We start from the raw sequence: 13,102 nt of genomic DNA, 5'->3' as shown, positions 1-13,102 counted from the left end.
TGCGCTCGATGAGCGATCTCGGACCGGTGCTGCAGCCGCTGGAGGGCGGCCACTCGGGGCGGACCTTCCTCGGGGAGGTCGGCGGCGAGCGTGCCGTCGTACGCCTCTATCCGCCCGGCGACCCCCGCGGGGACGCGGCACCCGAGGTGGACCAGGCGGTGCTGCGGCTCGTGTGCGGGCTCCTGCCCGTCCCGGACGTCCTCGAGGTCCGGCACGCGGATGCGGCGGCCGGCCGGCCCGGCTTGCTGGTGACGTCCTGGCTGCCGGGGGAGCGAGGCGACCTCGTCGTGGCGCGCCTCTCCGCGGCCGGTGACGCCGACGGGCTCACCCGGTTCGGGGCGAGCACCGGGGCGGTCGCCGCGGCGCTCGCGGGGATGCCGCTGCTGCGACCGGGGCCCTTCGTCGACGCGGAGCTGACCGTCGGCGCCTTCCCCGACGGCGGCCTGGACGAGTGGGTCGCCTCCCGCCTGGCGCACTGGCCCGAGTCCGAGCGCACTCCGCTGGTGGAGGTGGCCCGGCGCGCGCAGGACCTGCTCGACACGCAGCGTCGGACCTGCCTCGTGCACAGCGACCTGAACCCGAAGAACCTGCTCGTCGACCCCGACACCCTCGGGGTGACCGGGGTGCTCGACTGGGAGTTCGCCCATGCGGGGCACCCGTGGACCGACCTCGGCAACCTGCTGAGGTTCGAGCGGGACCCGTCCTACGTGGCGGGCGTCCTCGGGGCCTGGGCGACCCGGCACGGGGGAGGGGTCGGCGCGCTGCTCGACGGGGCGCGATCGGCCGACCTCTATGCGCTCGTCGACCTCGCCTCCCGTGAAGGTGACAACCCCGTGGCCGACCGGTCCGCGACGCTCCTCAGGGCCGTCGCCCAGGCCGGCGACGTGCACGCGTGGCCCGTCGCGTCGTAGGGCCGGTCTGAGCGTGGGCTGAGCGTGGCCTGCCGGTTGGACGCGAGGTGTCGGGCGCGCGTAGTCTTGGGGGCTGCGCCAGACGTCTGCCCGGCTTCCATACCGAGCGAACCCGGGCTCGCCGCGTCCTCGTCAGTGACTCGTCACCGGCAGGGGCCAGTGAAACAGACGGTTGCGTGCCTACGTACGACTCCATCCATCCAAGGAATCACTTCCCATATGACGAGCCTGCTCTCCACTCTTCCGGACTACGACGCCCCTCAGGTGGCTGTCAACGACATCGGGTCCGAAGAGGACTTCCTCGCGGCAATCGACGCGACGATCAAGTACTTCAACGACGGCGACATCGTCGACGGCACCATCGTCAAGGTGGACCGCGACGAGGTCCTCCTCGACATCGGCTACAAGACCGAGGGCGTCATCCCCTCGCGCGAGCTGTCGATCAAGCACGACGTGGACCCCAACGAGGTCGTCTCCGTCGGCGACAAGGTCGAGGCCCTCGTCCTCCAGAAGGAGGACAAGGAAGGTCGTCTGATCCTGTCCAAGAAGCGCGCTCAGTACGAGCGTGCCTGGGGCACCATCGAGCAGGTCAAGGAGGAGGACGGCGTCGTCGAGGGCACCGTCATCGAGGTCGTCAAGGGCGGCCTCATCCTCGACATCGGCCTCCGCGGCTTCCTCCCCGCGTCGCTGGTGGAGATGCGTCGCGTGCGCGACCTGCAGCCCTACGTCGGCCAGACGCTCGAGGCGAAGATCATCGAGCTCGACAAGAACCGCAACAACGTGGTCCTGTCCCGCCGCGCCTGGCTCGAGCAGACCCAGTCCGAGGTTCGCCACGGCTTCCTGACCCAGCTCCAGAAGGGCCAGATCCGCAAGGGCGTCGTCTCCTCGATCGTCAACTTCGGTGCGTTCGTGGACCTCGGCGGCGTCGACGGCCTCGTCCACGTCTCGGAGCTGTCCTGGAAGCACATCGACCACCCGTCCGAGGTCGTCGCCGTGGGCGACGAGGTCACCGTCGAGGTCCTCGACGTGGACATGGACCGCGAGCGTGTCTCCCTGTCGCTGAAGGCGACGCAGGAGGACCCGTGGCAGCACTTCGCCCGCACCCACCAGATCGGCCAGATCGTCCCGGGCAAGGTCACCAAGCTGGTGCCCTTCGGTTCGTTCGTCCGCGTCGAGGAGGGCATCGAGGGCCTGGTGCACATCTCCGAGCTCGCCGAGCGTCACGTCGAGATCCCCGAGCAGGTCGTCCAGGTCAACGACGACGTCATGGTCAAGATCATCGACATCGACCTCGAGCGTCGCCGGATCTCGCTGTCGCTCAAGCAGGCCAACGAGACCGCTGCCGCCGCCGACGTGGAGGAGTTCGACCCCACGCTCTACGGCATGACCGCGACCTACGACGAGCAGGGCAACTACGTCTACCCCGAGGGCTTCGACCCCGAGACGGGCGAGTGGCTCGAGGGCTTCGACGACCAGCGTGCGGTCTGGGAGGACCAGTACGCCAAGGCGCACGCGCGCTGGGAGCAGCACGTCAAGCAGCAGGCCGACGCGAAGGTCGCCGAGGCCGAGGCCGGCGAGGCCACCTCGTACTCCTCCGGTGGCGACGACACCGAGGGCGGCGAGACCGGTGGCGACACCGGCGGCTCGCTGGCGTCCGACGAGGCGCTGCAGGCGCTCCGCGAGAAGCTCACGGGCGGCCAGGCCTGATCGGCTGACCACCACGCACGACACGACGGCCCGCCGGGGAGACCCGGCGGGCCGTCGTCGTTCCCGGGCGTGCGTGGTCAGGATGCGGTCCGGTCCGCTACAACTGGGCCCATGACAGGACGCGGCACCTCGGCACTGGTCCTCGGCGGCGGTGGCATCACCGGGATCGCCTGGGAGCTCGGCATCCTCACCGGACTGGCCCGCGCCGGGGTCGACCTGACCGGGGCCGACATCGTCGTCGGCACCTCGGCCGGGTCGGTCGTGGGTGCCCAGGTGACCAACGGCGTGCCGCTCGAGGACCTGTACGCCGAGCAGCTCGGGCCCGCTGACGCCGAGATCGGCGGCCGGCTGTCCCGCATCGCCGCGCTCAAGCTCGTCCCGCCCTACGTGCTGCCCGGCAGCGGGCGCGACAAGCTGGCCCGCGTCGGTCGGGTCGCCCACGCGTCCCACGCCCCCGGGAGCGTCGACCGCGAGGGCGTGATCCGCTCGCGGCTCCCGGTCCACGACTGGCCCGACCGCGACCTGCGCATCACGGCCGTCGACACCACCAGCGGAGAGCTCACCGTGTTCGGGCCCGAGTCCGGGGTCGACCTGGTCGCGGCCGTCGCGGCCAGCTGTGCCGTCCCCACGGTGTGGCCGCCCGTCGTGGTCGGCGGACGCACCTACATGGACGGCGGGATGCGGTCGACCGCCAACGTCGACGTCGCCGAGGGCGCCGAGCGGGTCGTCGTGCTCGCACCGCTCCCGCGGTCGGTGAGCAAGAAGACGTCCATCCGCGCCCAGCTCGAGCGCGTCGGGCCGCGAGCCTGGTCGGTGGTCACGCCGGACGCCGACGCGCTGGCCGCCTTCGGCCGCAACCTGCTCGACCCCGCCAAGCGCGCCGTCGCGGCCGAGGCCGGGCTGCGCCAGGCCCGTGACCTGGTCGACCAGGTCGGGCCGGTCTGGTCTGCCTGAGGTCGCGTCGCGGCCCCGAGGTCTGTTCAGCTCGAACCTGAGCGGTGCCTGACGGGGGTTCTGGACGGCTCGACTCCCCCTCACGCACCGCCCGCCGGCGCGTCGTACGCCGACACGCGCGCCAGCGGTGCCCGAGCCACATTCCGGACGGCCAGAACGTGGCTGCCGCACCGCTCGCCGACACGGCCTGAGGTAGCGGGCGCGCCCCGTGGACCCGGTCAGACCAGCCCGGTGAGGGCGTCCCGTCGGACCTTCCCGGTGGCGGTCATCGGCAGCTCGGAGACGCGGAGGTAGTCCTTGGGCCGCTTGGCCGGCGCCAGGACCTGCTCGGCGTGCGCGCGGAGGGCATCGGTCGTGGCGTCGCCGACGACCGCGGCGCACACCCGCTGGCCCCAACGGGGGTCGGCGGCGCCGAAGACGGCGACGTCCACGACCCCGGTGACCTCGCGCAGTGCGTTCTCGACCTCGAGCGGGTAGACGTTGACCCCGCCGGTGATGACCAGGTCGGTGCGCCGTCCCTCGAGGTGGAGGTAGCCGTCGGCGTCGATGCGTCCGACGTCGCCCACGGTGAACGCCGGCCCGTCGGACGTGTCCCGCCACGCGGCGGCCGTCTGCTCGGGCGCACCGAGGTAGGTGAACCGGGCGTGCTGCGGCACGGCGCACCAGATGCGGCCGTCGTCGTCGGTGGTGAGGGTGCGGCCGGGTCGGGCTCGGCCCACCGTGCCGGGACGCCGCAACCAGTCCTCGGAGCGGCAGGCCGTGAACTGGCCCTCGGTCGAGCCGTAGAACTCCCACGTCGAGCCGTCGGGAAACAGCTCGATCAGGCGCCGCTTGACCGACGGGGGGCAGGGGGCGCCCGCGTGGGCGACCAGCCGGAACGAGGACAGGTCCGGGACGCCGACGGCGTCCCAGTGGTCGAAGAGGCGCTGGAGGTGGGTCGGGACGCAGAACATCGTGGTCGGGCGCTCGTGCTCGATCGCCGCCGTGACCGCCGCCGGGTCGAACTTCCCCGGCACCACGATGCGGCCGCCGGCGAGCAGCGTCCCGGCTGCGAAGCGGAGCGGGGCCGAGTGGTGGAGCGGGCTGAGCACCAGGTTGACGTCGTCGGCGTCGAACCCCCAGAGGTCACGCTCCTCGGCGACGAGCGCCATCGCGTCGTGCTGGGGGAGGAGCCCGGACCACACGCCCTTCGGGGTGCCGGTCGTGCCGCTGGTGCAGTGGATCGGTCGCCCGAGCGGTAGCGACCGCGACCGGCCGGGTCGAGCGGCGAGCAGCTGCGCGAGCTGCTCCTGCGAGGTCACGACGAGGTCGGGAACGATCGGTTCGAGGATGCGGGCGCGCTCGGCCTCGGTGAGCGCCGGGTCGAGCGGGACGGGGAAGACGCCGTCGGCGAGCAGCGCGAGCACCAGGGCGACGTACGACGGCGAGCCGGGGACCAGCAGCGCCACGCGGTCACCGGCGAGCAGGCTCTCCTCCTCGCCGGTGCGGACCATGGGGGCATTGTGCACGCCGCTGTGGACGTGCCAGCACCCGCCGGGCGTCCGGCGGGTGCTGGTGGTGGGACGGTGGGGCGTCAGCGGCTCACGGTGATCCAGAAGCGGACGGTGCTCTTGTTGCCCGCTTCGTCCCGAACCGTCAGCACGACGCGGTGCCGACCCGGCGCGAGCGGCTTCGCCGTCGCGACCATGACGCCCTTGCGGTTGACCCGCACCTTCGCCGCGGCCCGGTCGCCGAAGCGCACCTTGACGTCGCGCGCCCGCAGGTCGTCGTACCGGTCGCTGAGGCGCGCGCGCACCGTGGGCGTCCGGTCCTTGGTCGCCTGGGGTCCCGTCAGAACCTTGACGGTGGGCTTGCCCCGGTCGACCGTCCAGGTCAGCGCTGCCGGGCTGGCGTCGGTGTTGCCCGCCTTGTCGGTGGCCCGCACCCGCAGCTCGTGCTCGCCCTGCCCCAGCTTGGTGAACGTCGCCGGGGAGCTGCACGCGGCCCACGCCCCGCCGTCCAGGCTGCACTCGAAGGTGCTGCCGGGCTCGGAGGAGGTGAAGGTGAACGTGGCTGCCGGACCTCGCCCCTGGCCCTTCGGGCCGTCGGTGATGGTGGTCTCGGGGGCGCTGGTGTCACCCGGGGCCGGCTTCGCCTTGACCGTGACGGTCGCCTTGCCCTCACCGGCGGCGACCTCGTCGCTGCCGGCATAGGCCGCGGTGAACGTCACCGTGCCGGGCTCGGTGAACGGACCGACCGTGAAGGTGGCGGTGCCGCCCTCGAGCGAGGTGGGGCCGTAGGACTTCCCGCCGCCGGTGAGGGTGACCTCGCCGGTCGGGGTGGTGCCCTCGGCCTTCACGTCGACCGACACCTTCGTGGTGTCGCCCACCGTGACCTCGGACGGCGTCGCCGTGGCCGTGACCGTCGACGCGACGGGGTCGGTCGGGTCGACCGGGTCGTCGCCGGTGACGACGACCTCGACGGTGTCGGTGACCTCGTCGGTGCCGCCCTGCATGCTCACCGTGACCGTGGCCTCGTAGGTGCCGGGCTCGGTGTAGGTGTGGGTCGCGTCGGCCCCCTCGCCCTGCTCGCCGTCACCGAAGTCCCAGGCGTAGGTGAGCCCGTCGATGCTCGGGTCGAGGTCGACGCACCCGATCCGCTTGGCCGGGTTGTCCGGGTCGTGGATCACGATGGCCATCGCCTTGGAGCCGGCGCGCTGGTCGCTGGTGACGACCACCTCGCCGCTGGTGCCGTCGGCCTTGCTGGTGAACGGCAGCCAGATCTCGTTCTCCTCCGAGAAGGGCAGGTCGGTGTCGAAGCGGAAGTGCGCCCCGCCGTTGCCGTTGGAGCACGACTGCTCGTGGACGTGGACCATGTGCGCGGCGTTCGGCTTGAGGCCGGTGACGTCGAGCGTGGTCACGGTGGTGTCGCGCGAGCGGACCATCGATGCGGTGCCCGTGAGGTCCGGGTAGGTGGCCGTGCCGTCGGCGAAGGCGCTGAGCTCTCCCGCGGTGGTGACCACCGTGGAGAAGTCGACGTCCAGTGGTGCGTCACCGGTGTCCGGGGTGGCCGTCGCCTCGATCTCGGGCAGTGCGTCGACGCTGATCTCGACGCTGTCGCTGCCCTTGTTGCCGTCGGGATCGGTCACGGTCAGCGTGGCGGCGTAGCTGCCCGAGGCCGTGTAGACGTGGTTCAGCGGCGGCTTCGGACCCGTGTACGTCGTTCCGTCGCCGAAGTCCCACGTGTAGCTGAGCGGGCCTCCCTGGTCGTCGATCGCACTGATCTCGAACGCGACCGGCAGGGGAGCGGGGCCGCTGGTGGGCGTTGCCTCGATGGAGACCCGCGGCGCCTCGCCGGTGACGGCGATCTCGAACTCGTCCTCGTAGGTCCCACCCTTGCCGTCGCTGACGGTCAGGGTCGCGGTGTACCGGCCGGGCTCGGCGTACGTCACGTGGGCGTGCGACGACGTCGACTGGTCGGAGGGCCCGTCGCCCTGGCCGAAGTCCCACAGGTAGGTGAGCGCGTCACCGTCAGGGTCGCTGGCGCGCGCCTCGAAGTGGACGTAGAGCGGCGCGGGGCCGGTGCGCGGCGAGACGTACGGCTGTGCCGTCGGCGGCTGGTTGTCCGCCGCGGGCTCCTCGACCACCACGGTGCCGCGCATCGTGGCGCCGTGGATGCTGCACCAGTACTCGTAGGTGCCCGGCTTGGTGAAGGTGTAGCGGATCGGGGCGCCGCCGGCGTCGCGGTACTCCTGAAGGGCGGGGTCCCACGTGTCCGCGCTGTCGAGCGAGGTCAGGTCGTGGCCCATCGTGGCCCGGTCGAACTGCCACTCGACGGTGTCGCCCACCTCGACGGTGACGGTCGACGTGCCGTTGTCCTCGGACACCCACTGGTTGTTGGTGGCGGAGTCGACGGCGTCGACGACCCACGTACGTCCCTCGGCGGGCTCCTCGACGACGACCTCGACCGTGTCCTCACCGGTCTGGCCCTCGGGGTCGGTCACCGTCACCGTGGCCGTGTAGGTGCCCGGCTCGGTGTAGGTCCAGCTCGCGTCGGCGGTGTCGGCGGTGTCGTCCTGCGTGCCGCCCACGCCGAAGTCCCACGCGTAGGTGAGCGCGCCGTCCTCGGGGTCGGTGCCCTCGGCGCTGAACTCGACATCCAGCGGCGCGGTGCCCGAGGTGGGCTCGGCCGACGCGGTCACGCTCGGCGCCTCGCCCTGCTGCACGCCGGACCAGCGGAAGAAGTCGAAGTCGGCGACCGGGTCGCCCGGGGCACCGCCCTTCAGCGCCATCACGCCGACCCGGGGGTTGGTGATCCCGGCCAGGGTGCGCGGGTCACCGACCTGGGTGAACTCCTCACCGTCGGTGGAGTACCACCCGCGCAGCTGCGAGCCGTCGGAGGTGAACCGCAGCCAGAAGGTGGAGGGGAAGTCGCCGGGCAGGAAGGGCCCGTCGAAGCTGCCGCCGCCGGTGTTCCAGTTGCCGCTGAACTCGAAGTCGTTGTTGCTCGGGCTCGACGACTTGAGGAACTCGATCCACTCGTTGTTGTCGCCCTTGTCGACGAAGGTCAGCTTCGCGAAACCGGAGCCGCCGCTGCCGGCGACCACGAGCCCCGCCTGCTGGCCTGCCTCGGCCGGGTCCCAGGTGAGCTTGGTCGTCGCCGTCCACGCACCGTCGGGTGCGTCCTGCGTGATGACGTTGGCGGTGTCGTTGTACTCACCGGGGCGGGCGGTCAGGTGCAGCGCACCGTCGGAGACGTCGTACGCCGTCTCATCGGGGCGGCGCACCGTCCAGTGGCAGTTGTCGAGCAGCTCGGAGTCGTTGAACTCGTCGGAGCGCTCGGGCTGCTCGCACGGCGGGGCGGGCTCCTCGGAGCGGACCCCGGAGACCCCGAAGACGTGCAGCTTCGGGTCGACCGGGAGGGTCAGCGTGTCGGGCTGCTTGCCGGCCTCGAGGGGGATCCGCTGGGTGAAGATCATGACCCGCGGCGAGGTGTCGCCGCCGCCGTTGTGGCGGTAGGGCATGTCGATCGCGATCTCCTCGCCGAACTTCGGCGTCACGGCCCAGTCGGTGAACCGCAGGGGCACCTGGACGGTGGAGCCGTCGTTGTAGGCGAGGGTGGCCTCCTTCTGCACGTCACCGTTGTGGGCCGTGGCGAGGATGCTCAGCTCGTCGTAGGTGCCGGTCGGCAGCGGGATCACCTGGCCGTCGGACTCGACGTTGTTGAGCTGGCCGTCGGCCGGGCTGCCCATGTCGTAGTCCACGCCATTGATCCGGACCGGGCCGCCGTTCTGCTGCACGGCCTGGGGGAGGAGCTCGGCGGCGAAGGTCCAGCCACCGCCGTCGAAGTTGCCGTCACCGGGGTTGGCGTCGGTGGAGATGCCGTCGTTGTTGAACAGCTCCGACAGGTCGGCCACCGGGCGGCACTCGCCGTCGGCGAGCACCTCGATGCGGACCGAGCTGGTGCCGGTGTTGCCGTCGGGGTCGGTCGCGGTGACGGTCGCGGTGTACTCGCCCGCCGCCGTGTAGGTCCAGGTCGGCGACTTCTCCGTGGATGTGTCGTCGTCCGTGCCGTCGACTCCGAAGTCCCACGTCCAGGTCAGGGCCTGGTCCTGCGGGTCCGTCGCCGAGGCATCGAAGTCGACGTCGAGCGGCAGCACGCCGCAACGCGGGGTCGCCGTCGCGGTGGCGACCGGGTCGACGAGGACGGTGATCTCCTCGGTCGTCCGGGTCGGGCCGCGGTTGCCGTCGGCGTCGACAGGCGTCACCTCGGCGGCGAACGTGCCGCCCTCGGTGTAGGTGTGCGAGACCGTGCCAGCGGCGCCGGTGACGGGGTCGGACCCGTCGCCGAAGTCCCAGTCGTAGGTGATCGCGTCGTCCTGCCGGTCGACGCCCTCAGCGGTGAAGTCCACCTCGAGCGGCGCGCCGCCACGGACCGGGTCGGCCGTCAGCGTGTTGACGAACGGCTCCTGGACCTCGAGCTCCCTGACCTGGATGTTGCGGAAGCTGACCTTGTCGGCGTTGCCGTGGTTCTGCAGGCCGATGTAGCCGCCGGTGCCACGGGTGCCGTCGGAGGTGTACTCGTTCACCACCTGGCCGTTGAGCGTCATCGTGTAGGTCTGGCCCTCGACGGTGATCTCGTAGTCGTTCCACTCGCCGATCGGCTTGGCGTTGCGCGCGTCCTCGCGGTCGAAGTTGTAGACCGAGCCGGTCTTCTGCGGCTCGTCGTTGGGCTGGCCCTCCTTGATCTGGATCTCGTGGCCGTTGTCGACGGCGACGAAGGGGTCGTTGCCCGGGTCGGGGAAGCGGGTGAAGACGCCGGAGTTGTCGCCGTCGTCGGAGAGCTTGAACTGCAGCTTGACCGTGTAGTCGTCGAAGGTGCGCTCGGAGAACCAGAACAACCCGAGTCCGCCGAAGCTGGTGAGCTCGCAGTTCTCGACGGTGAACCCACCGGGGCCGGACTGCTTCCAGCCGGACACGTCGGTGCCGTCGAAGAGCAGCTCGTAGCCCTCGTCGGGGGTCGGTGCGGTCGCACAGGGCTGCCGCACGGTGACGTCGACGGCCCGGCTGGTCGACTTGCCGGTCTCGTCCTCAACGGTCAGCGTGGCGGTGTACGTGCCCGGCTCGGGGTAGGTCCACGAGGCCGCGGCCGTGGTCGCGGTGTCGTCGTCCGTGCCCTCGACACCGAAGTCCCAGGCGTAGGTGATGTCGTCGCCGTCGGGGTCGTTGGCCTCGGCTGCGAAGGCGACCTCGAGAGGTGCCAGGCCGTCGGCGGGGGTGGCGGTGGCCGAGGTGATGACGGGGGAGGTGTTGCCGGCGACGCCCTTGCCCTCGACGGAGAACTCGTCGAAGTTCATCTCACCGTTGCCGGCGTAGACGAAGTAGAGCGGGCGGCCGCCGGCGTCGGCGTCGCGAGCGGTGATCGCGGCGCTGACCGTCTTGTAGAAGTACTGGCCCTGCGTCCCGCCGTCCAGCGGCACGGTCGCCACGACCGGGCCGTTCGCGGCGCCCGCGCGGACCTGGATCGTGGCGCCTGCCTGCGGTCCGCCGGAGTAGCGGATCGACACGTCGGTCATGTTGGCCAGGCTCATCGGGTCGAACATCACCCAGTCGCCGTTGCCCATGCCGGTGATCAGTCCGCCGCCACCGGGACGCGTGCCGGACTTGTCGTCGTAGCCGGTGTAGCCGACGCCCTGGCGGTTGGTCGCGTGCTCGGCCTGTCGCAGCTTGGGCTGGAGGATGACGGTGTCGCTGCCCTGCAGCGACGCGTTGGCACCGTCGTTGGCGCCGCCGTCGCGGTAGGTCGCGATGAGGACGCCGTACGTGTTCGCGTCCGGGCCGTGGTCGGCGGAGGCCGCGGTGCGGATGGTGCCCTCGCAGCCGTTGACCGACAGGTTCGGGTGGACGTGGATGTCGTGGCCCAGGCCCTCCTGGACGACGACCTCGCTGCAGTCGACGGTCTCCTCGGCGTCCTGCACGTCGACGACGAACGGGATGTCGTCGCCGGAGGAGTAGAAGCCGCCGTCGACCGGGAGCTCGATCTGCACCTTCGGGGCGGTGTTGCCGACGTTGACGACGACCTGCGAGGTCGCGGACTTGCCGGTCGCGTCGGTCACCGTGAGGAGCACGGTGTAGTCGCCGGCCGAGTCGTAGGTCCACGACGGGGACGCGTCGGTGGAGTCGGTCTGGCCGTCACCGTCGAGGTCCCACGCGTAGGTGACGGCGTCACCGTCGGGGTCGCTGGTGCCGTCGCTGCTGAACTGGACGGCGAGCGGGGCAGAGCCCTCGGTGACGTCGGCGCTCGCGCGGGCCACCGGCGCCGAGCCGTTGATCGCGTAGTCGATGCGCACGAGCTTGGTCTGCGGGGAGCCGGAGAAGAAGCCGGTGCCGTACTCCAGGACGTACATCGAGCCGTCGGGCCCGAACTCCATGTCGCCGGGAGCCACGAAGCCGCTCATGAAGTCGTTGATGGAGGCGATGTTGCCCTCGGCATCCATCCGCACCTCCTTGATCCAGCCGCGGCTCATCTCCGTCATGAAGTAGGAGCCCTCGTAGTGCGCCGGGAAGGCGGTGTCCTTGGCCGCGGTGTTCTGCGATTGCCGGTAGACCTGGCCGCCGGTCGGGGTGGCGCCCTGGACGGCGGGGTACTTGTAGGGGGCGACGTCGGAGTAGGGGATCCAGGCGTCGGTCATCGGGGGCAGCGTCTGCAGCCCGGAGCTGTTGGGGGAGTCGTTGACGCCGGCCATCTCCTGCGGGTCGTTGCAGGGGAAGCGCTTGGGGGTGCCGTCCGGGTTGGTGCGGTAGCGGTTGGCCACGAAGTCCCAGTCGACGTAGGCGCCGCCGAAGTCCATCTTGGTGAGGTCGTCGCCGACCTCGCCCCCGCAGTAGGGCCAGCCGCCGTTCATCGCGGCCTCGGTGCGGTTGAACTCCTCGAAGTGGCGGGGACCCCGGTTGGGGCTGTTGACGCGCGAGTCTGGGCCGACCTCGCCCCAGTAGAGCGCATCGGTGTCGGCGTCCACGCCGAGCCGGTAGGGGTTGCGCAGGCCCATCACGTAGATCTCGGGCCGCGTCTTCGCCGGGTCGGCGTCGGGGTAGAGCGCAGACGGGTAGGCGCCGCCCTCACCGAACAGGTTGCTCTCGGGGATGTCGTACGAGATGCCGTCCCCGGCGGTCGGGTTCACGTCGCCGGCGTCGTCGTTGCGGGGGATGACGCGCAGGATCTTGCCGCGCAGGTCGTTGGTGTTGGCGGAGGACTTCTGCGCGTCGTAGTCGGACCGTCCGGTCCGCTCGTCGTGGGGGGAGTAGCCGTCGTTGTCGGAGGACGAGGTGTTGTCGCCCGTGGCGAGGTGCAGCACGCCGCCGTCGCCGAACTGCACCGAGCCGGCGGAGTGGCAGCAGACGTTGCGCTGCGTGCCGACCTCGAGGATGACCTTCTCCGACTGCTTGTCGACGAACGTCTCGCCGTCCGCGTCGGTCTCGACGGTGAGGCGGGACAGCCGGTTGGCGTTGTGCGAGGCGGGCAGGGGTGCGTAGTAGACGTAGATCCAGCCGTTGTCGGCGAAGGCGGGGTCGACCGTGATGCCGAGGCCTCCGTCCTCGAGGCCGCTCCACACCCCGAGGCTGGGGTTGTTCATGACGATCTCGATGCTGCCGTCGGCGGGGTCGTACATCGAGATGTCGCCGGCGCGGGTGATGAAGAAGACCCGCCCGTCCGGGGCGACCGTCAGCTCCATGACCTCGCCGAGTCCCGTGCCCTGGCCGAGGACGACCTTCTGGAACTTCGACAGGTCCGGCGGGTCGTCGGCGGCGGCCGCGTCGGCGGCCGTCGTGCCGGAGGTGGCGGTCTTTCCCGCACCGTCGCTCTTCGCGGCCCGGTCGCGCTGGGCGGCGGGTGCCTTCGCCTCGGCGTCACCGGACGTGGCCCGGTCGGGCACGGGATCCGGACCGGCGGCCGCCACCGGGGCGGCCAGTCCCAGGGCGAGCCCCAGAGCGGTGACCAGGGCGAGCAGCGAGACGAGGAGCTGACGAGACCGCACAGGCATGACGTGCCTT

The 13,102-nt window shown here is 71.3% G+C and carries 5 protein-coding genes; 3 read left to right on the top strand and 2 right to left on the bottom strand.

Going from position 1 to position 13,102, the window contains the following annotated elements:
• Positions 1 to 8 precede the first annotated feature (8 nt).
• The 3 genes from JOD65_RS15275 (at position 9) to JOD65_RS15265 (ending at position 3,572) form a co-directional block, all read left to right on the top strand.
• Positions 9 to 911 carry a phosphotransferase family protein gene (locus tag JOD65_RS15275; RefSeq protein WP_191195770.1) on the top strand — a complete coding sequence of 301 codons (903 nt, stop codon included), beginning with the start codon at positions 9 to 11 and terminating at the stop codon, positions 909 to 911.
• Between the two features lie 219 nt (positions 912 to 1,130).
• The gene (gene rpsA, locus JOD65_RS15270) at positions 1,131 to 2,618 is read left to right on the top strand and encodes a 30S ribosomal protein S1 (RefSeq protein WP_191195769.1); all 1,488 of its coding nucleotides are present in this window, start codon (positions 1,131 to 1,133) and stop codon (positions 2,616 to 2,618) included.
• Positions 2,619 to 2,729: 111 nt separating this feature from the next.
• Positions 2,730 to 3,572, top strand: a complete 843-nt coding sequence (locus JOD65_RS15265; protein WP_191195768.1) for a patatin-like phospholipase family protein — start codon at positions 2,730 to 2,732, stop codon at positions 3,570 to 3,572.
• 218 nt (positions 3,573 to 3,790) lie between these two features.
• Here JOD65_RS15265 and JOD65_RS15260 read toward each other — a convergent pair whose 3' ends face one another.
• Together JOD65_RS15260 and JOD65_RS15255 are read right to left on the bottom strand one after the other, a co-directional pair.
• Entirely contained in the window at positions 3,791 to 5,065 is a 1,275-nt protein-coding gene (locus tag JOD65_RS15260; RefSeq protein WP_191195767.1) for a class I adenylate-forming enzyme family protein, read from the bottom strand.
• 80 nt (positions 5,066 to 5,145) lie between these two features.
• Complete coding sequence (locus tag JOD65_RS15255) at positions 5,146 to 13,092, bottom strand: PKD domain-containing protein (protein ID WP_204811220.1); 7,947 nt, start codon at positions 13,090 to 13,092, stop codon at positions 5,146 to 5,148.
• Between the last annotated feature and the right edge of the window lie 10 nt (positions 13,093 to 13,102).

This window comes from Nocardioides cavernae (genome assembly GCF_016907475.1).
Classification (GTDB): Bacteria; Actinomycetota; Actinomycetes; order Propionibacteriales; family Nocardioidaceae; genus Nocardioides; species Nocardioides cavernae.
Note: the sequence above shows the minus strand (reverse complement) of the source record. Positions and strands in the feature narration are given on the sequence as shown.

What these genes read in the sequence shown, in the direction of transcription:
- JOD65_RS15255 (WP_204811220.1), bottom strand. Translation starts at nt 13,092, where the DNA reads ATGCCTGTGCGGTCTCGTCAGCTCCTCGTCTCGCTGCTCGCCCTGGTC.
- JOD65_RS15275 (WP_191195770.1), top strand. Translation starts at nt 9, where the DNA reads ATGAGCGATCTCGGACCGGTGCTGCAGCCGCTGGAGGGCGGCCACTCG.
- JOD65_RS15260 (WP_191195767.1), bottom strand. Translation starts at nt 5,065, where the DNA reads ATGGTCCGCACCGGCGAGGAGGAGAGCCTGCTCGCCGGTGACCGCGTG.
- rpsA (WP_191195769.1), top strand. Translation starts at nt 1,131, where the DNA reads ATGACGAGCCTGCTCTCCACTCTTCCGGACTACGACGCCCCTCAGGTG.
- JOD65_RS15265 (WP_191195768.1), top strand. Translation starts at nt 2,730, where the DNA reads ATGACAGGACGCGGCACCTCGGCACTGGTCCTCGGCGGCGGTGGCATC.